The organism is Sphingomonas nostoxanthinifaciens (assembly GCF_019930585.1).
In the GTDB taxonomy this organism is placed as follows: Bacteria; Pseudomonadota; Alphaproteobacteria; order Sphingomonadales; family Sphingomonadaceae; genus Sphingomonas_I; species Sphingomonas_I nostoxanthinifaciens.
Window position 1 is genome coordinate 3,192,637 of the sequence record NZ_CP082839.1, and the last position, 19,402, is coordinate 3,212,038.

22 protein-coding genes are annotated in these 19,402 nt (G+C 64.5%); 14 read left to right on the plus strand and 8 right to left on the minus strand.

The features are described from left to right. Position 1: 1 nt before the first annotated feature. The 12 genes from K8P63_RS15090 (at position 2) to K8P63_RS15145 (ending at position 12,868) form a co-directional block, all read left to right on the plus strand. Positions 2-601, plus strand: a complete 600-nt coding sequence (locus K8P63_RS15090; protein WP_223796840.1) for a hypothetical protein — start codon at positions 2-4, stop codon at positions 599-601. Next, positions 598-1,251: a hypothetical protein gene (locus K8P63_RS15095; RefSeq protein WP_223796841.1), complete on the plus strand. Its 654-nt coding sequence runs from the start codon at positions 598-600 to the stop codon at positions 1,249-1,251. The genes K8P63_RS15090 and K8P63_RS15095 overlap by 4 nt, the downstream gene beginning before the upstream one ends. Further along, complete coding sequence (locus K8P63_RS15100; protein WP_223796842.1) at positions 1,248-1,694, plus strand: DUF6950 family protein; 447 nt, start codon at positions 1,248-1,250, stop codon at positions 1,692-1,694. Before K8P63_RS15095 ends, K8P63_RS15100 begins: the two co-directional genes overlap by 4 nt. After that, complete coding sequence (locus K8P63_RS15105; protein WP_223796843.1) at positions 1,661-6,499, plus strand: phage tail protein; 4,839 nt, start codon at positions 1,661-1,663, stop codon at positions 6,497-6,499. The genes K8P63_RS15100 and K8P63_RS15105 overlap by 34 nt, the downstream gene beginning before the upstream one ends. A 9-nt stretch (positions 6,500-6,508) precedes the next feature. Continuing rightward, positions 6,509-6,919 (plus strand): hypothetical protein, encoded by a 411-nt coding sequence (locus K8P63_RS15110; protein WP_223796844.1) that lies wholly within the window; start codon positions 6,509-6,511, stop codon positions 6,917-6,919. A 14-nt stretch (positions 6,920-6,933) separates the two neighbouring features. Beyond that, complete coding sequence (locus K8P63_RS15115; RefSeq protein WP_223796845.1) at positions 6,934-7,221, plus strand: hypothetical protein; 288 nt, start codon at positions 6,934-6,936, stop codon at positions 7,219-7,221. A gap of 181 nt (positions 7,222-7,402) precedes the next feature. Further along, entirely contained in the window at positions 7,403-7,783 is a 381-nt protein-coding gene (locus K8P63_RS15120; RefSeq protein ID WP_223796846.1) for a hypothetical protein, read from the plus strand. A 26-nt stretch (positions 7,784-7,809) separates the two neighbouring features. Further along, positions 7,810-8,382, plus strand: coding sequence for a hypothetical protein (locus K8P63_RS15125; RefSeq protein ID WP_223796847.1), 573 nt, complete (start codon positions 7,810-7,812; stop codon positions 8,380-8,382). A 90-nt stretch (positions 8,383-8,472) separates the two neighbouring features. Then, complete coding sequence (locus tag K8P63_RS15130) at positions 8,473-10,146, plus strand: GDSL-type esterase/lipase family protein (protein WP_223796848.1); 1,674 nt, start codon at positions 8,473-8,475, stop codon at positions 10,144-10,146. Between the two features lie 230 nt (positions 10,147-10,376). Continuing rightward, positions 10,377-11,009, plus strand: coding sequence for a hypothetical protein (locus K8P63_RS15135; protein WP_223796849.1), 633 nt, complete (start codon positions 10,377-10,379; stop codon positions 11,007-11,009). A 50-nt stretch (positions 11,010-11,059) separates the two neighbouring features. Then, complete coding sequence (locus K8P63_RS15140) at positions 11,060-11,506, plus strand: phage holin family protein (RefSeq protein ID WP_223796850.1); 447 nt, start codon at positions 11,060-11,062, stop codon at positions 11,504-11,506. A gap of 639 nt (positions 11,507-12,145) precedes the next feature. Further along, the gene (locus K8P63_RS15145; RefSeq protein WP_223796851.1) at positions 12,146-12,868 is read left to right on the plus strand and encodes a glycoside hydrolase family 19 protein; all 723 of its coding nucleotides are present in this window, start codon (positions 12,146-12,148) and stop codon (positions 12,866-12,868) included. Position 12,869: 1 nt separating this feature from the next. Here the strand turns inward: K8P63_RS15145 and K8P63_RS15150 are convergent, their stop codons facing one another. Beyond that, the gene (locus K8P63_RS15150) at positions 12,870-13,034 is read right to left on the minus strand and encodes a hypothetical protein (protein WP_223796852.1); all 165 of its coding nucleotides are present in this window, start codon (positions 13,032-13,034) and stop codon (positions 12,870-12,872) included. Positions 13,035-13,120: 86 nt separating this feature from the next. Here K8P63_RS15150 and K8P63_RS15155 point away from each other — a divergent pair, with 86 nt between their 5' ends. After that, complete coding sequence (locus tag K8P63_RS15155) at positions 13,121-13,441, plus strand: Pam3-gp28 family putative phage holin (RefSeq protein WP_223796853.1); 321 nt, start codon at positions 13,121-13,123, stop codon at positions 13,439-13,441. A gap of 19 nt (positions 13,442-13,460) precedes the next feature. Continuing rightward, positions 13,461-13,829 (plus strand): hypothetical protein, encoded by a 369-nt coding sequence (locus K8P63_RS15160; RefSeq protein ID WP_223796854.1) that lies wholly within the window; start codon positions 13,461-13,463, stop codon positions 13,827-13,829. A 272-nt stretch (positions 13,830-14,101) separates the two neighbouring features. Here K8P63_RS15160 and K8P63_RS15165 read toward each other — a convergent pair whose 3' ends face one another. From K8P63_RS15165 to K8P63_RS15195, 7 genes are all read right to left on the minus strand, one after another. Then, positions 14,102-15,949 (minus strand): methyl-accepting chemotaxis protein, encoded by a 1,848-nt coding sequence (locus tag K8P63_RS15165; RefSeq protein ID WP_223796855.1) that lies wholly within the window; start codon positions 15,947-15,949, stop codon positions 14,102-14,104. A 628-nt stretch (positions 15,950-16,577) separates the two neighbouring features. Beyond that, entirely contained in the window at positions 16,578-17,351 is a 774-nt protein-coding gene (locus K8P63_RS15170; protein ID WP_223796856.1) for a PEPxxWA-CTERM sorting domain-containing protein, read from the minus strand. 216 nt (positions 17,352-17,567) lie between these two features. Then, complete coding sequence (locus K8P63_RS15175; RefSeq protein ID WP_223796857.1) at positions 17,568-17,747, minus strand: hypothetical protein; 180 nt, start codon at positions 17,745-17,747, stop codon at positions 17,568-17,570. Beyond that, positions 17,747-18,052 (minus strand): hypothetical protein, encoded by a 306-nt coding sequence (locus tag K8P63_RS15180; RefSeq protein ID WP_223796858.1) that lies wholly within the window; start codon positions 18,050-18,052, stop codon positions 17,747-17,749. Before K8P63_RS15180 ends, K8P63_RS15175 begins: the two co-directional genes overlap by 1 nt. Next, positions 18,049-18,339 (minus strand): hypothetical protein, encoded by a 291-nt coding sequence (locus K8P63_RS15185; RefSeq protein ID WP_223796859.1) that lies wholly within the window; start codon positions 18,337-18,339, stop codon positions 18,049-18,051. The genes K8P63_RS15180 and K8P63_RS15185 overlap by 4 nt, the downstream gene beginning before the upstream one ends. A 41-nt stretch (positions 18,340-18,380) precedes the next feature. Beyond that, on the minus strand, positions 18,381-18,917 hold the full coding sequence (locus K8P63_RS15190) for a PEPxxWA-CTERM sorting domain-containing protein (protein WP_223796860.1): 537 nt from the start codon (positions 18,915-18,917) through the stop codon (positions 18,381-18,383). 173 nt (positions 18,918-19,090) lie between these two features. After that, a complete protein-coding gene (locus K8P63_RS15195; protein ID WP_223796861.1) occupies positions 19,091-19,402 on the minus strand; it encodes a hypothetical protein in 312 nt (103 codons plus the stop codon).

Genomic DNA, 19,402 nt, shown 5'->3' on the forward strand with positions numbered 1-19,402 from the left:
TATGTCGATCCTGATCCCCAGCACCAAGAACTGGCGGACGGGCACGCCGACGCTCACCGATTTTGGAGGAGTCCTGACCCCGCCCCTCGGCGGTCCGGCGCAGAAGCTGAACCGGATGGGCAATCGGTATTCGCTCGACATCGAGCCGCCGACCGTCGCCACCGAGCCCGATGGTCGGATCTATGCCGGCCTGCTGTCGATGGCGCTGACGCAGGGCGGCCTTTTTGCGTTTCCGCAGCCGGGCTTGGCCATCGGCAACCCCGGCGCGCCCGTCGTGAATGGCGGCGGCCAGCTGGGGTCCACGCTGGCGCTGCGCGGCTTCACGCCCGGCTATGTGATCCGGTTCAACCAGTTCTTCTCGATCATCCTCAACGGCCGTCGATACCTCTACGCGTCCGGCGCCGACATCGCGGCGGACGGCGCCGGCAACGTCAGCCTGCCGCTCGCGCTGATGCTGCGACGCGCGCCCGCCGACGGCGCGACCTGTGAGTTCGCCCAGCCCTACATCGAGGGGTGGCTGAAGGGGCAGGTCGTCAGCTGGAAGCTGCGGCTCGAGCCCTACACCGACCTGCCGACCTTCACGATCGCCGAGGCGGAATGACCCAGCTCACCCCGGCGACGGACGCCGCCTTCTCGGGATGGAACCCCACCATCTTCGGATCGGTGTTCATCGCGCTTCCCGGCTATCCGCTCGGCCTGCTCGATGGCTCGGCCGAGCTGTCGTTCGGCGGCCGCGCATATCTCGGGCGCGACCCGACCTATGGCGTGCTGGCCACCTGCGCTGAGATCAGCGACGGCACCGGCGACGACGCGCCCCAGCTAAAGATCACCATCTATCCGGCGAACGATGCCGCGGCGGCGGACCTCGCCGCGCCTAACATGCAGGGCAGCCAGGTGCTGATCCACGTCGGCGCGGTCAATCCAGCGACCGGCCTCGTGATCCCCGATCCGCATCAGCTGTTCTTCGGCGAGCTCGACGTGCCGACGCTCAACGTCCGCGCAAACAGCCGGGATCTGGAATATACGGTCATCAGCGTGTTCGAGCGCTGCCTCGCCGATGACGAGGGCCAGCGCCTGTCGCCCGGTCGCCAGCGCGCCATCTACGCGAACGATGCCGGGCTCGACGACGTCACCGGCGTCGGCCAGCCGATCGACTGGGGCGTCGCCGGCGACAGCACCGCCGTCACCTATTCGTACTCTGGCGGCCTCGGCGCCTCCACCTCCTATGGCGGGATGCTGCAAGAGCGATGACCGATCCCGATATGCTCAGGCGCCGTGATGCCGCGCAAGCGACGCTCGACCGCTTCCGTACCCGCAAGCTGCGCCTGGGCGTGAACGACTGCGTCCGCATGGGCGCGTTCCACCTGCGCAAGATGGGCCGCAAGGTCCAGTTGCCGCCCACGGGTGCCTATTCGACGGTACGCGGCGCGCTGAAGCAGCTGCAGGCGCGCGGGTTCGATGATGTGGCGGCGGCGCTCGACGCCATGGGTCTGCCGCGGATCCCGCCGGCGTCGGCTGTCGTCGGCGATTTTCTCATGCTGCCGGCGAACACGGCGCTCGGCAGCCTGACGATCGCGCTCGGGAACGGCCGGGTGGTCGGCTATCATGAGGACGTGCCCGGCGGTGCGGCGGTGCTGCAGCCCGTGGAGTTCCTCGACGCTTGGCGCGTCGATCCTTTCGGTTCGTCGAAGTGAGCCACGTCCTGCGCACCGCCGCGCTGGTCGTCGGCGCGGTCGCCCTCGTCGCGACCGGCGTGGGCGCGATCGCTGGTGCGGCCGGTGCCGCGGCTGCCGGCACGCTGGGCGAGGTAGCGGTCGCTTCGGTCGCATCGCAGGTGGCGTCGATCGCGGCGATCGGCGCAATCGGGCTCGAGGTGGGCGCGACGCTGACGGCGAAAAAGCCTACCGCGACGTCAACCGGAACGCCGGACCAATTCACCGCCGATCCCGCTGGCTTCCTGCCCTACGGGATCGGGCGCCATGGCACCGCCGGCAACATCGTCTTCCGCAAGGCGTGGGACACCAGCGACGCGGGCACGAACGACCGGCAGAGCTTCGTGGTCGTCCTGTCGGCCGGCGGCCCGTCCTTCGCGTTCGAGAGCTTCAACGCCGACACGACCACGGTGAACTTCGCCAACGATGGGCCGGCGCAGGGCTCGCCGTTCGACGGCTTCATGTGGCAGACGCGCCAGCTCGGCGCGATCCCGACCCCGACCGCCATGGGCTTCGGCACCGGCGCCGGCACGCCGCCCGGATGGGGCGCCGACCGCCGCCTGCACGGCATGACCGCGGCGACCTGGACGCTGCGCTTCGACACGAAGGGCGATCACTACCAGTCGGGCGTGCCCAAGCCGATCTGGGTGATGCTCGGGCATCTCTGCTACGATCCGCGCAAGGACTCGACCTATCCCGGCGGCAGCGGCTCGCATCGCTGGGCCGATCCCAAGAACACTGCCGCCTTCGACGCGGCGATGGACACCTGGGAATATAGCGACGACCCTTATCTTCACGGCTTGCGCTGGGCGCTCGGCACGTGGGAGCGCGATCGCCAGGTAACAAGCAGCACCTACGTCCAGACGTTCGGTATGGGCGCGCCGATCGAAGCGGTCGACGTCGCCGCGTTCGTCGAGGGCGCCAACGTCGCGCGCACGAACGGCTGGAAGGCCGGCGGCGTGGTCTACAGCGGCGATGGCCGCTGGGACACGATGAAGAAGATCCTCCAGGCAGGCATGGGCGAGCCCATCCAGCTGGGAGCCAAGGTCAGCTGCTACGTCAACGCGCCGAAGGTGGTGCTCGACACGGTCAACCCGTCCGACCTGATGGGCGACGCGGTGGTGCCGGCGACGCAGAGCCGCCTGCAGCGCATCAACCGCGTGGTGCCGCGCTATTATCAGGAGGCGAACCAGTGGCAGCTGCTGCCCGGTACGCCGATCGTGGTCGCCGACTATTTCCCGATTGATGGCGGCCAGCGCACGAAGCAGATCGATTATCCGCTGATCAACGTCGATGCGCAGATCGCCGTCGCGGCGCGCTACGACATCGAGAATAGCCGCGAGTTCGGCGCGATCTCGCTACCGCTCAAGCTGCGCTGGATCGGCTATAAGCCCGGCGACTGCATCGCCGTGAACTTGCCCGAGGGCGGGCTCGTCAACCAGCCGGTGCTGCTGCTCAACCGCAGCTTCGATCCAGCTTCGCTAACGCCCATCTTCACTGCCCGATCGGAGACGGTCGCCAAGCATCCGTTCGCGCTCGGCCAGACGACCGTGGCGCCTCCCACGCCGGGCGTCTCGGGCCCGACGCTCGTGCCGACCCCCGGAGCCAATGCCTGGGCCATCACCGGCACGTCGATCGTCCAGGGCGCGAACACCCTCCCGGCGCTCGTCATTGCCGGCGCTGTCGATCGGCCGACGGCCGAGGCGATCGTGTTCGAGTATCGCGTGTTCATCAGCGGGCAGGGCGCCGATGCTGCATGGATCGCAGCCGCGACGCTGCCGCCCAGCACCACCGGCACCAAGATCACGGCGGTCATTCCGGGCCAGCAGTACGAAGTCGCCGTCTCGTACCTACGCCGCAGCGCGCAGGGCGCGCGGCAGATCATCGGTCCGGTCACCGTCAGCCAGCTCGCCTATGATTTTGCGAACGTCAGCGGCGATGGGCTCGATGCGCTGGTGAACGAGGCGGCGAAGGCAGCGAGCGACGCCGGCACCGCGCTTTCGCAGCTGGGCGTCATCGCCAGCGACAGGATCCTGTCGCGTGGCGAGAAGCCTGCCGTTATCGCCGACTGGAATGCGATCACCGCGGAGATCGACCCCTTGGTCGCCCAGGCGAGCGCGCTCGGCGTCGCTTCCCAGCTCCTGATCGCCGCCCGCGATGCGCTGGCAACCTATCTGACCAGCATCGGGCCCTATGCCGGCGCCTGGGCCGACGTCACCGTCGACAGCCCGGTCAACCCGGTCAATTTTCGTGCCGCGTTCACCAGCTATTACACGGCAAAAATCAATCTGATCGCGTCGATGACGCAGTCGGCGACCAACGCCGGCGCGGCCCCGAACGAGCTGCCCTTGTCAGACTTTTCGCAGGGCTTGCGCGGTTTCCTGCCGTCGGCGCCAATCGGCGGGGGCGCCATACAATCCCAGCCGACCTATAGCGGCGCCCCCCAGGTCAGTCACACCTTCGACGTCGCGACGAACCTCGCCGGCTGGTTTGGCGTGCGCAATTCGGCCTGGGCGCACATCTTCGGCCTCATCAACAACTACGAATATTTCGATGTCTTCTCGACCTACGGTCCGTGGACTCCGCTCAATGCGGCCCGCCCGAGCGTGGCGGCATCGGCCCCGTATATGCTCAAGGTCAAGAACAGCGATCGCGTCTACGCCCGATGCTCGCTCGCCAACCATCGCTGCGACGTCAATATGTTCGGCTTGATCTTCGACAAGGACGGCAACCTGATCGGAGCGCCCAGCTGGGCTGGCGCACGAGGGGGCGGCGGTCAGAACGGCGACCCGGCCACCATGAACGTCATCGGCGCGGTGTTCAACGTCGCGGACGTGATCGATACGAGCAAGACTGCCGCGTACATGATGCTGATGTGGCGCATGTACGGGCGCTACGGAAACCCCACCGTATCCCAAGCTGATGCCAGCGACGGCTACATGTTCATGACCGAGCCGGCCATGGGGCACATGACCTCCGGCCAGACCGCCCTGCCTCCATACACCGACGGGCCTGGCGATCCGATGGGCGACGTCACCGGACAGAACGTCGCGCTCGACACCACCAATCTGGCGGGCCGCTCCGCCGCCCAGATCGCCGCCGACGTCGACACGGCCAACAGCACCGCGGCGACCGCAAAAAGCACGGCGGATGCGGTGCAGGCGTTCACCGATGACGTGGCCGACAACAACCACGCGTCGCCGGACGAGAAGAAGCGCTATCGCGGCTTCGTGAACGACGTCGACGCGCAGGTTTCGTCGGAGCGGATCAAGGGGGAAGGCCTCGGCTGCGCGGCACAGGCCGACGCAATGCAGAACGCATGGAACGTGCTGAAGGACTTCCTAATCAACACCGTCCAGATCAACGACGTCGGTCACCAGACCTATTTCGACCGCGGCTATTTCCACACCCTGAGCAATGCGTTCGCGTCGGCCGAGACCGTGCTCGCGCAGGCGCTGCAGGATCGCGCCAAGATCATCGCGCAGGACACCGGCGCGAACGTCTTCCTCGATCCGCTCTTCCGATCGCCCTCCGACTCCACCTGCTGGGCTGGCTTCGATGGTCGCGCGATCCCGCAGGACAGCGGTGATGGGCGACGGCTGGTATTTCCTCCTGATCAGGGCAGCGACGTCAACGTCACGACCGAACGCTTCGTGATCGGGCCCTACGACTACATCGACATCGAGTTCGAGTATTACGTGCAGGGCAGCACCGTTCCGGCCAACGGCGAAGGTGGATATCTCGGCATCTGGACGTCGTTCCTCGACGGCAATGGAAGTTACTGCGATCAGCATCCGGCGGTGGCGATCAAGACCGATAATTGCGTCAAAGATCTGTGGACCAAGTTCGTCGGCCGCATCACGGTGCAGGGGATCAGCGGCAACATCAATTGGCAGAACTTCGCCGCCTGCCAACTGTACATTCAGGCCCAGCCGATCACGGGCGGCTATGGCTTCATCCGCAATCCGAAGGGATATCGGGTCGCCAACTCGGCCAAGAACCTCGGCGCAGACGGGCGGCAAGCCAGCGCGCAGCTGACGACGGCGTTCGCGATCTCGGCCTCGGTGCAGGCAGCCGGGTTCTTCGTCTCGGGCGTCCAAGGCGGCATCCAGTTCGGCGACTGGCAGGTCGATTTCGGCGACGGCTTCACCTACATGCCCGGCGGCACCTTCACCGGCTTCGGCGACAATCAGCAGCTCTACCTCTACCTGATCGCGCCCAACATGAGCGCCGCCGGCGCAAGCTATTCGGTCACCCCCGCATTCCAGGGCAACACCGATAAGCAGCGGATCCTTATGGGGGCATTCTACACCAACCGGGCCGACGGCTCGCCCGGCGGCTCGTCTGGCGGCGGCAGCGGCGGCGGAGCCTGCGTCGCGGTCGATGCGTGGCTGATGGACGATCTGCAGGCGGGCGCCGCGGCACCTGGCGCGCCGATCGATCTGCTGCGGCACGATTGGAGCAGTGCAGAGCGGGCCTCGGTCGACTCGGTCGAGATCAGCCCGCAACCATGCGTGCGTCTCCGGACCGCGCGTGGCGCCGAGCTGGTCTGTTCGATCCACACACCGATCGAGCTGCCCGACGGCACCGTGCTGATGGCGCCCGCCGCGCTCGATGCGCAGGTGGCGTCTCTCATCGACGGCACCTTTCATGCCGACGACCGCATCGTCGAGGTGCAGGAATGGGGGGTGCGGCCGGTGGCACACATCCACGTCGGCGGGAGGGTCTACGCCGCCGGCACCGAGGCGCGTGCGCGCGTCCTAACCCACAACCCGATCAAGCCGTAAGGATCGCCCGTGGCCGATGCCGTTCGCCTCTCCACCCTTCCGAACCGCGCGCTCGAATGGACGCAGGGGGACGACAAGATCCCCGACGTCATGGAGTTCGCCTACCAGGACGATCTGGCCATCTACCTCGTGACCTATCGCTGGCGCACCGGCGCGCCGCGCGACGCGACGAAGCTGCAGTATGACCTGAGCCTGTGCGTGCTCGATCACACCGGCACGGTCGTCTCCGATGCGTTCCGGTCGACGATCTTCGGCCACTACAACGACCCCGTCCTGAATAGCGGCTCGCCGCCGGCGCAGACCGCGCCCGAGGCAATCATGTCGACCGCAGCCGCGCTCGTTCAGAGCGGGCAGGCGTGGGCCGCGACGAACATCAATCAGCCGCCGCTGCTCGACCTGCTCGCGCCGCCCGCGCCCTAACCACGGAGATCACCATGGCAGATGAAGCGCCCACCACCGCGCCGACCCCTTCGCTCATCCCGATGCCGTCCGAAGCGGATCGGCAGGCAGCTCTCGCCGCGGCGCTCGCCAGTGCAGCCGCTGGCCGGGAAGCCGGGCTTGCTTCGCTCAAGGCGCTGGTCGCGACCGCCGAGTTTGCCTCGCTGCTCGCCACGGCGAAGGATCTGGCGACGTTCATGGGGAGCGATCAGCTGGTCGGGTCGCACCTGACCTGCATGATCACCGGCATGACGACGCTTCAGAACAGCCTCGCGCGCATCTGATCCTCCCGCCGGCTCGCCGGCTCTCTCCGAAAGGGTAACCACCATGAAGAACCTGCTTCGGCGGGCGCCTGAAGCGCTGCGTCCGCCCCCGCCCGTCGCTCCTTTCTTTTCGACAGAGGGCTGACCAATGTCCGGACACGGCGGGACTAACGATGTGGTCCCCACGATCTCGATGCCACCCATGGCGCCGGTATCGATCCCCATCACCTATATGCCGCCTCACGGCGCGGCAGCCTTGGCAATTGCGGGTGCGGCGGGCTCGCCCGTCGTGGGCGGCAATGCAGCGCTGACGCCCGTCATCTCGGGCGGCACGGGGCCTTACGCTCTAACCAAGCAGTCCGGCGCTCTGCCCGGCGGTCGCTCAATCGCAGGCCTGTCGGTAACCGGCACCTACACTGCCGCGGGCACCTTCAACTACGTCCTCCGCGTCACCGACAGCAAGGGCGCCACCGCGGATCTCGCTGTCACCGAAGTCGTGACCGCCGCCGGCACGACGCCCGGCACCGTCGATTTCTCCGACCCGTCCGGCACCGGCCTCGGCCTCGCCGGCGGCATCATCTGACCACCACCCACAAGGGAGACACCACCATGAAGATGCTCTTTCGCGTCGCGGCGCTCGCCGCGGCGGTCCTCGTCGCGTCCGCTCCGGCCCTGGCCGACATTCAGGTCAAGGACGCCACCGGCGCCACGATCGCAACCTGCTCGACCGCGGTCTCGTCGACTCAGGTGCCCTGCCACCAGGTCAAGAACGCTGCTGGCACGACCATCAACCCGGCGACCTCCGACAAGCAGCCGGCGCTGGGCACGGCAGGCGCGCCGTCGGCCGACGTCATCACCGTTCAGGGAGCGCCCGGCGGTCAGCCGCAGCCGGTCGACACGGTGATCAGGTCCACCGCGACCGACCGCGGGGCCAGCGTCACGACGGCAGGGACGGCACAGCAGCTGATGGCGGTCAACACCGCGCGGCGCGGCTTCAACATCCAGAACCAGTCGTCGGGCGCCTGCTACATCAGCGGCACCGGAACGGCGACGCAGGACTATCACAGCCTCCTGATCGCCGCCGGCAGCTTCTACGAGTCGAAGGATAGCCACGTCGGCACCGGCGCGATCTCGATCATCTGCGCCGTCGCCTCTGCGTCCGTCTATTCTCGCGAGTGGTGACCGACCGCTCCTGACTGCCCGTCAATCCCAACCCATGCTCGGCGGGTGAACCGCCGGGCCCTCCTTCTCCTGCCGTTTGGAGTGCTCGCGATGCCGATGTTTCCTGATATCTTTGGCGATATCCGCCGACGCTTCCGGGGAGGCGGATCAGCTGTCGATGCGGTGCGCGCGGCGACCTTCTCCAAGGTCTTGGCGCTCACCGCGCTCGAGCAGGCCACCAGCCGCCAGGACGCGGCCGCCTTGGCGCTGGTGCCCGGCGCCGCGACGGGTGCGGCCACGCTGACCAACCTCTACACGCAGCAGAGCAATCCGGGCGTATTCGAGGCCTTCGGTGGCGCGCCGTTGGTGACCAGCGACCCGCGCCTGTGGGTGATCGTCCAGATGGACGACGCCCCGAACACCGGCGGCGGCATGAACGCCTTCATGCCCGGCGGCAAATACTATTGGCAGTTCAGCACCGAGTGGCGCACACGCGTCGTCAACACCCGCTATATCGAGATCGCCACCAAGGACACGCCGGCCGCCGGCCTGCGCCTCTGGGTCAACGGCCAGCTCGCGATCGCCGGCAAGCAGCCTTTCGGTAACGCCGCAGGTGCGGGCGACCTCAGCTATACCAAGTTCGATCTCGGCGCGGTGGGCAACTACGACATCGTGCTCGAGTGCAATGGGGCCATCCGGTTCTACGGCATTGGCGTCGATGCTGGCGGCTCCTGCGTCAAGCAGACCCGCGCCAGCACGGGCACCATCCTGTGCCTCGGCGACAGCTACACTTCGGGCGCCTCGTACAACGCCGTCCGCGGCCAGGACCTGATGCGCACGCTCGGTCGCTATCTCGGCTTCCACAACGTCGTCACGGCCGGTCTGTCCGGGTCGTCGATGGTAACCACGACCGGCACGGCGCAGTGGTCGCTGACCGCCTCGGCAGGGTCCATCTACACCAACTTCATCACGCCGATCATCAAACCGGCCATCGACCCCGACGTGATCGTCATATCGCTCGGCTACAACGACAACGGCTCCGTCAGCCCAACCGTCGCTGCGCTCTATGCGCTATGGCAACAGGTGCGTGCCGATTTCCCGCGATCGCTGATCGTGTGCATGGGCATGTGGGGCGGCGTGATCCAGGCGCGCACGACGCTCCAGAACCGCGAGGAGCAGATCCGTGCGCAGTTCAATACCTGGGCCGATCCGTTCTCCATCTTCGTCCGTCTGCAGTTTGCGACCGGCGGGGCGGCGCAGAGCGCCGTGCAGTTCGGCCAAGGCTACACCGGCACACCGTCCTACGACGGCATCAACGACCTTATCCTGAACGGCGACCGCAATCACCTCAACGATGGTTACGCCAACCAGGACGGCCAGTGGTACATGGCCACCAAGATCCGCGACGCGATCCTTACCGAGCTCAACGCCATGGGCGCGACGTACAATCCGGCGGCCTCCAAGGCAGCCTATTGGCCGCTTTCGCTCAAGCTCGCAGGCGGACAGAGCGCCACTGCCACCGTCGGCTCACCATTCCTGTGCTCGCTGATGTCGACGGGCGGTGGGTTCGCTGGCTCCCTGCCGGGTGCGCCGACCGCGCTCCCCGCCAAGGTTCATAGCATTGTCGCCGGCGGCACGATCCCGCCGGGCCTGACGTTGAATGCAACGCAGGCAATGCTGACGGGCACACCGACTACCGCAGGCACCTACAATTTCACCGTCCACTGCGTGGATAGCATCTCAGGCGGCACGGTGGACCTGCCCTGCACGATCACGGTGAGCTGACGAAATGGAGCGCGACGGTCCAGTATCGCCGCGCTCCACCGTCTGCCCCAGCGAATCGCGGGTGGTGTCCGTTTAGCACTGCCGACCCCCTGCAATCATTTCAGATTGTGAATGGAACGCAGTGGCCTCGTTCTTCTGCGCCATTCTCGATCGTCGTGAGCTGATCCGGATCACATACGACGAAATGGAGCACGCCGCCGGGGGTGGAGCGGAACCAGCGACGTGCTCAGTTGCGCGACCGTCGCGGAGACTGGTCGGATCGAGGTCTAAGCCGCCTCGGTTACCTAAAAGTTAATGTCGCGACGAAGTGGAGCGCGCTGCAGGTCGATCTGCGGCGCGCTCCACCCCGCTCTTTATTGCCAGCGAACGGGTGCCGGCATCCCTTTAACGACCTCGCTCGCCGCGCCTTTAGCCGGCTGGGAGAACACCACGATGATGATCGAACCATCTGCTGGCAGGCAGTCGGGAGAGTGAGCGCGCCTGCATGGATTGAGGCAACCCGCATCGGTTTGCGTCTCGCGCTATTCCTTCTCGCCAGCATGGTCGTGCTGAGCTGGGGCGCCCAAGGGCGCTCCACCACCATCTTGGATCGCTATCGCAGCCTCACGACCGCGGTCATGGCGATCGGGATCTGGCTGTTCGGTCCGGCCTTCCTGCCGGGCCTGCTCGGCACGCCGTGGCCGCCGCTCATCGGTGACGGCATCGAGATCATGGCAATCGCGACCATGTGCGCCGCGCTCATCCTGCTGCTCGGCACACGCGCGCTCAAACGTGAGATCGGCCTCGCCCGCGTGCATCGCGGCATGGCAGTCAACGCAGCGATCGTCATGGCGCTGGTCGCTGCGGCATGGGTGTTCCGTTGACCTGGCAGGCGGACGCTGCGGGCCGCTATGGGGCGATCGGCGCGGGGCTGATGATCGGCACGGCGGCTCGCTATGGCCTCGCGCTCGGCGAAGGGCGGCGGCTCAGCTGGCGCGCGATGCTGGGCGACGCTCTGCTGCTCGGGCTGGTCGGCCTGTTCGCGGTCATCATCTCCGACAAGTTCGACCTGCACGGCGACGTGCGCGCGTTCTGCTCGGCGCTCGCGGCAGTCTCATCCGACCGCCTGATCAAGCTTTTGCGCTCGCGGTTCATGAGAGCGGCTGAGGCGCAGCTGGATCAGTTCACGCGCGCTTCCATCGCGGGCGACGTCGTCAAGGTGCCGGCCGGCAGCGGCGCACCCGACAACGTTCGCATCGACGTCATCCGTGACGAGAACCCGATCGGCTCGGCGCTTCGCTCACAGTATCGGCGCCCGGCTCAATCGCGGCCTCCGGAAGATCAGATCGAGCTGCTGCGGAAGCTCGATCAGCAAGAATGAACGTCGCGACCCGCCGGCCTCTTCGGGATGACCGGCGGGACACTTCTCGCCGCTTAAAGGGACGCGAACGAGCGCAGTCTTTCTAAGCGCGGAGACCTGACCGGGAAATTAAGGAGTTTCCGCATGATCGACTGGAAGGCCGCCAGGCGATCATGCGAGCCGAACATCGAGGAGAAGATGGGGCGCCGGCAACCTCCGCCGCTGCGTCTGACAGCGCCCCGCCGGCCGGATGGGGGGCGGCCGGCGGAGCACTTCCCGCTGCACAGGGGAGCACTAACGGGTCGTCACATGATACCCGCCCTGCACGAAGTGGCAATACAAAGGATTGCAAAAAGGTTGGTCTAACTGTCAGCCAATCAAGGCCGCAGCCGTGCTCAATCTGACTATTGGCCGCTAGATTTGCAGATCACCGTACGCAGACGCCCCGCCGTAATACCCTCCCCCCTAAGGCAAGCGGCGGGGCGTCGCAACAGCCAGTAAACTCTAGCTGCCGGATATTCCGGGTAGCACACATAGATTAATTTCGAAAACGCCCCGCTGACCTTGGGGGGTGAGGCCAGCCGGGACGCCGGGGTCGAGCATTGAGGCGTAAAGCTCGGCCCGCGCCTATCAACGTCCCCCGATAACTTGGAGTTCCGGATGATCGACTGGAAGGGCATCGCCCAGCCAGCGCTGACGCGCGCCGGCTACTATGCGGGCGCGATCGACGGCGACGATGGCCCGAAGACCTATACGGCGCTGTTCGCCTATGCCGCCCAGCGCCCGGCCGACGTCGCCATCGCCGCGATCGGCGCGGCGGCGGCGAAGTGGATCAAGGGCGATGCGATCGCACAGACGCCGGCGCGGCTCGCCGAGTTCGTGGCGCAGACCTGCAACGAGACGGGCGCCCTCACGAGGTTCGAGGAGGATCTGCGCTACTCGGCGGCAACCATGCTGGCGCAGTGGCCGACGCACTTTACCGCTGCGCAGGCGGCAGCCTGCGTGGGGCGGCCCGTCGAGATCGCCTGTCGGGCCTACGGCGGCCGAATGGGCAACGCCGCGCCGCCGGCGAAGGACGGGTGGCTCTATCGCGGCCGGGGCATGCTCCAGCTGACGGGCAAGGCCGCCTATGCGCGGTTTGGCCAGATGGTCGGGCTCGACCTGGTCGGCAATCCCGATCTGGCCGCCGATCCGGCCGACAGCCTCGTCATCGCCCGCGAGTTCTGGCGCGCCGCCGGCGTCAACGACGCGGTCGACGCCGGCGACTTCACCAAGGCGCGCCAGCTCACCAACGGGGGATCGATCGGCCTCGCCAACGTCGCCGCGATCCGCGCGCGCCTTCAGGCCGTCATGGTCGACCAGCGTCCGCATCCGCGAGGTTAAGTCATTCAAACCGGCCGATTTGTTGGCGAGCGGAAGAAAGTGTTAAAACCAACTTCCAGTCGCACCTTGCCGTTGCAATGCTGATGTCATCCGAGAGATGCGCCATCGCTCGTGCACCAAAATCCCGCACATAGGTCTCGGCAATATTCAGCTTCCGCTTGGGCATCTGCGAGTCTCCGGATCCCTTAGTACGCTACTTTGACAACTGTGCTCCTCACCAATCGTACCAAATTGTTAATTGAGGAAATATTTATGCCCGATCTTTCCGCGCCGGCCGCCACGGCCGTGCACGCTCTGCTGGCATCATTCGTCCGTCACGCCCTGGTGGCCGCCGGCTCCGCGCTGGTGACGCGCGGGATCGTCGACCAGGGCGCGGTCGACGGCTTCGTCGCCACCATGGTCGAGACGATCGTCGGCACGCTCATGGTCGCCGGCGCCACCGGCTGGGCGCAGGCGCGCGCCTTCCTCTCGCATACCCGCTGGGCGGCCGCATGGGCGGCGCTCAACGCCGAGCCCGCATCTCTTCCCGACGCTGTCGCCGGTCAGGCCGGCAGCGCTGGTCCCGTCGCCTGACCTTCAATCGGAGAACACCATGTCCAAGCTTTTCGTCGGCTTCCTCAGCTCCGCGCAGCTGACCGCGCTCCACGCCGCCGGCCACGCGGTCGAGCAGTTCGCCCTGTCCGAGACGCAGAAGGTCGTCGCCACCCTCAAGACGACCTCGATCGGCGCGACCGTCACCGCCGACATCACGGCGCTGAAGGACTCGACGCTGACCGGCGCGGAGAAGTTCGAGCAGGTGGTGGCGAACACCGCGCCGCTCGTCCTGTCCTATGTCACAGGTGGCGGGCTCGCCTCCCTGGCCTCGGACGCGGCCGACGTCGCGCGCGAGCTGGTGCAGTCGCTCTACAATGACGTGGCGTCGGCGCTGAAGCCTGCCGCTGCGCCGGCGGCTACCGCATGATCCGAGCGGCGGAGGAGCGTTAGCGTTCCTCCGCCGGTTTCGGTAGGATTCGGATCGGCAGCCAGCGGCATGTGTTTCGCTAGCTCTTCTTTCAAGCATGCAAACTCAAGCTTCATCCGTTCAAGGGCTAAGCCGAGTTCGTGGAGCCCAAGAGTATAACTATTTACATCGGGCCTGATCCTGACGACATTTAGATCTAAGGTATGCATGTATGGCTCCTCAAGCATTCTGAGAGATTTCTGCGCTTTTGATCTCATTGAGGTGCACGGGTGTTAGAAGGCCGACCAATCGTCATCGGTTTTAGGATTAGCGCTGCCAACGCTCCGGAGTGCCGGCTTGGCGAGCTGACGCGCACCTGAAGAAGCTCGATGCTGCAGCTCGTGGACGGGAGAGGCGTGAGCGTCACGCTGCTGACCTGTTTTGAAGCGTGCAATCTGCCGATTGAGGCCGTCGGCCTCTGTCGCAAGGCTGCGTGCCGCCGCGGTCGCTTCTTCAACCATCGCGGCATTCTGTTGGGTAACCCCATCCATTTCGGCCACCGCTGTGTTCACCTGATGCAGGCCAGCAGCTTGCTGTTCGGTCACTGCGGCAATCTCGGATACCAGCGTCTTGACCGTTCCGACTTGGCCGATGATGCGTGTAAGCGCCTGGCCGGTCTCGTTGACGAGTTGCACGCCCGCTGCCACCTGGTGGGAAGATGCGCTGATACGCAACTTAACGTCCTTGGCGGCCTCAGCCGACCGCTGAGCTAGAGCGCGGACTTCCGACGCCACGACGGCAAAGCCTCTACCCGCATCTCCTGCGCGCGCTGCTTCGACACCGGCGTTGAGCGCAAGAAGGTTCGTTTGGAAGGCAATCCCATCGATCACAGAGATGATCTCCGAAATCTCGTTAGAGGTACGCTCGATCCCGCCCATTGCCTGCACCGCCTGGCGGACGACGTCGCCGGAATGCTCGGCGTCGGTATGCACGCGAAGAACAGCTTCGTTGGCGCTACTTGCGCGCTCGGCGGTGGTTCTTACCGTCTCGGTGATTTCGTGCATGGCAGCGGCGGTCTCTTCCAGGCTCGCCGCCTGTTGTTCCGTCCGATGCGATAAATCGTCCGAGGCTTGGCGGATCTCACCCGCACCACCGTTTATGCCGGTCGCTGCCTGAGCAACCTGTCCCAGTGTCGATTGCAGTGCTGCAGCAGCGGCGTTGAAGTCGGTCTTAAGCTTGGCGAAGGGGCCGGTCAGATCGGCCTCCACGCGCGAGACAAGGTCGCCACTGGCGAGCTTCGAGAGGGCCTCTCCAACGCTGTCCACGATCAGCGCCGTTTGCTCCTCTTTGGCGCGTTCAGCTGCCGCTAGCTGGTCGCGGAGCCCCTTCATGGCAGCGGCAAGCGCGCCGACCTCATCCGCGCGATCGTCCACGGGGACGGCGACGTGCATGTTGCCCTTCCCCAGCTCTGTCAGCGCTTGAGTCACAGCACCGACCGGCTTGGCAATCTGCTTCACCAGCACGACGAGCACTACGGCGAGGCACCCGAACATGCCAACAACGGCGACGATCGATAGGATGCGCGCATGATCGTAGCCTGCGTCGCCTTCATCGGCGGCGGCCGTTGCAAGACCGCCTTCAAATGTTGCGAGCTGTCCGATCGAGTTCGACAGCGCGTCGAACAGTCGCTGCGATTGACCCCGCATCAGAGCGGTAGCTTCCGCATTTTTGTTTTGCCGCGAGAGTGCCAACAGTACCTTATTTTCTGCGCTGTAAGCCAGCCAGCGCTCGTGAAATTCGTTTAGGAGTTGTCGCGCGCGGGGAAGGCGCAAGTTACCATTGAGTACATCATAGCCTTGATCGACAATCCCACGCTGCTCGTTCATCTTGGCTTCCGCGGCGTCCATCCCCGCGCCGTCCACCGAGAGAATGTGCTGAGCTTCGGCGATGCGGAAGTCCGACGTCGCTGTATCGATCTGCTGCGAAAGCACTGTTTTGGGCAGACGGTCCCGGACGGCCTTGCTCATTAAGGTATCGATCGAGCCTAACTGGCTGATCGAGAACAAGGTGAGTGCCAACAGGCCAATGCCCACCACTCCGAACGAGACCAGAAGCTTATTTACGATGCGCATGTTTCGCATGGCGGAACCCCATAAATCTGGGCTGACCGTTATGACCAAAATCTCAAAATTACGTAAAATCAAGAATTTGAGACGTTAGACGTTTAGTTAAGGTCGCGACGAGCGCGTTCGGCCTCCCTCGATCTGCTCGAATCAATCTTGATCTGCGCCCAGCAGACCGGCCGAGTGTACGCATCGGCGACCGGCGACCTTACGCAGGTAGCTGCGGTCGCGTCCCGGATCGAGCTAGCGGCCTTCGTCTGGTCCGCGACCGCCTGGCGGCCGTGACGATCGAGCAACTGCCCTATGCCGACGTGATCCGGCGCTACGACGCCGCCGAGACGCTGTTCTATCTCGACCCGCCCTATGTCGGCTGCGGGGCGATTATGGCGACGGGTTCCAACCGGACGATTTTCGTACGCTTGGCGACCAGCTGGCCGGGATCGCCGGCAAGTTCGTCCTGTCCATCAACGACACACCGCTGGCGCGCGAGGTGTCCGGCCGCTTCCAGATCGCGGAGGTGCCGGTGACCTACACGATCGGCACGGCGTCGGGCAGCGGCAAGCGGACCGGGGAGCTGATTGTCAGCGCATAAAGGGAGGGCGCTCACCGTTGCCGGGAACGCCCACCTTTTGCAGACCTTTGGCGGTCAGGCGAAGGTTGCGGCGACCCGTTGGCGGCGCCTCGCTGCAGAACCAGCCAAGGCGAAGCCGCCAAGCATCATGAGCCACGTGCTGGGTTCGGGAACTGCTGAAGGCGGTGGCGGTGGCGGTGGCGCCGGAATTTCGTAGCTTACGGTCAAAACAGGCAAGGTATAAAAACTAGGATCTCCCGTGCTGCCAATCGTCTTTGGGCTGCATGTCGTTACGCAAAAACGTGGACTGATTGGGTTGGTCTCCCGGAACGAGAAGCCGAGATATAATCCGGGATTATCTTCAAGATAATTTACGGTGGGAGTTCCGAGTAGATCTGTCGACGTTACCGCTGGGTTTAAGTCGAAGAAATTTGTTAGATTGCTGCCCGCATATATACGAGACGGATCGGCCACAGTCGTTGCCGCAAAGTAGGATCGGAGTTGCACATCGTTAATGTGGGTCCCAAATTGAGATGTAACAGTCAGGCTCAGACCCGTAATAACAGCGTTTATCGGAACAGATGGGATCAAGAACTCTATGGTCGCCGCGTAATCACCTGCGAATGAAGAGCCTGCAGCGCGTCCTACTTGCGAATAATTGGCGATCGCCGCGCCGCCATGAAAAGGGCTCAATCCAAAATTTCCCGTTTCGCTTGGATCGTAATAGCCATACGTCTCCGGTGTAATCATAATGGTAGTCGTCGTTGCACCGGCCGGCGTAGCGGCGGCCAACACAACCGAAGTGACGGCAAGTACATAACTTGATTGCACTTTATGTAACCGGAACATCGAGCAGTCTCCCCTTGTGGCCCAACGCTGGCCGAAGCTAAGACCCTATCCGCGATCCTTTATTCCCTAACAGAATATGAATTTGTGCCACATGATCCCGGCTTCATCCCAAGGGATGTCGATCCTGCTGCCCCACATGCCGGCCGCCAGCCTCGCGATCACGGCGTCGCCGTCGTTGGCCTTGCGCATCCTCCAATCAGGGATAGTCGAAGCCGCTTAGCTGAGCGGCGTCAGAACCGCGTCAGGAGGAGGCACGGCTTCGAGCCGGCTGAGATCGAACCAGGCCTCGTTCTGCTCTGGGCCACCGCGACACAGCGCCTTGCCAGGTCTCAAAGCGATGACCTTTCGGTAGAAGCCCTCACCTATCGCCTGCACCCAGGCATCCTCCTCGATCATCACCCCTCCTCCGCTAGCGCGGCATCGATCATCGCCGGCCATGCATAGACTGGCGGTGCTAGCCCTTCCGTGTTCGGGTTCGCTAGGAACCCGGCATCCATCATCGCTCGTGTCGGCTCGCGCATCGCCTCGATCGCCGCGCGAGAGTGGCGCTCGTATCGCGTCCAAAGCGGTACCTTGGGTCGTGGGGAAACGCTGACACGCACTTCTCGCGGGATAGGGGTGTCGACGAATTCATTCGGATCCTTATTGTCGACAGCGCATAGCGCTCGCGCCACCCGCTCGATCATGGTCGGGTCGGTCATCGCGCGCCTTCCGCAAGCGCGGCGTCGATCATGGCACGCCAGATCTGCGTCGCTGAGTGACTGCCCGGCTTGTATCCGTTCGGCAGGCCATTCCCCATTAGGTCAGTCGGGTGGCGCATGGCTGCGATGACGCGCTCCGCTTTTCGGAGCGAAAGGCGCCGACGGGTTTCCCATTCCCTGCGCATCGTACCGACCATCTGATCGGAGCCTGGCTTGACCGTGAAATCTTTCCAGACCGAAGGCTCCATCGCCCGCGCCACCCGCTCAATCATAGTCGGTTCGGTCATAGCATTCACGAGAGCAGCGTTTCCTTCCAGTGGTTCAGCCCTTAGGCAAAGCTGACGCTCTCACGCTGGCGTCGGCGCATCCCAGCACCTATCACGGCGAAGCCCCCAAGCATCAAGGCCCAAGATGCAGGCTCCGGAGCAACGGAGGGAAGGTGTACGATCGTAATCGGATTATAGGCTTCTGACACTGCCGAGCCATTTAGCGCCAACGCATAGTGAAAATCGAAATCTTCGATAATACCAGGATCAGACAAGATGTAGATCGAATGGTCGTCGTCTTGGTAAAAATTAATCGAGAATGATCTATCGCTTAGATAATAGAAGCCGGCGTTGATGGTCGTTGCGGGCAATGAAAACGCAGCAGTGATGTCCGATGTGTAAGTCGCGAAACCACCGACAATATGGTCCCTAGCGTAATAAGTACCGGGCTGACTAAAGGTAAGATCGACGACAAGTTTTCCGTTATCGGAAAATCCATTCTCTGTTATGACGACGCGATCAGCCCTCGCAGGTGAATAAGCAAGCAGCGATGCGGTCATAGCGACAGACGCTGCCGTTATTAGCTTCAGCTTCGTCATGCAGGTTCCCCGACCGGACGCTCCATAGCGAGCTTGCGATTGTAGCATCGCCCTGCCCTTTTACCAACGTCATGAATTGCCCGACCTATTCGCCGCGCGCCGCAAGGCGCCCAGTTCACGGGAGCTATGTTGCGTGGCCGCGGGTGGTGCGGCCAGCGGAGCAAAGGCGATGCCTAGAGCAGGGGCGCCGATCGCCGGTCCGGTTCGTCCGGCTCACATCCGGCCGGCCACGTTTCTGTGACGCCGAATTGGCCTGGATTGCGGCCATAGGGCGTTGCGTCGATCAGGTCCGGCGCGATGACGACGACCCCGTTGAACACGCGCTCCATGATCTGCTCGGCCGCAAGCTCGGTCGCGCGATCGCCCCGCATGCCCGTGGCGGTCTTGATCCAGCCAGGCAGGCAGCGAAGCTGGATGGCGATACGGGTCTTGATTTCGTCAGGGCTGATTTGTCTCATGCGGATGTGAGAACATAAAAAGAACAT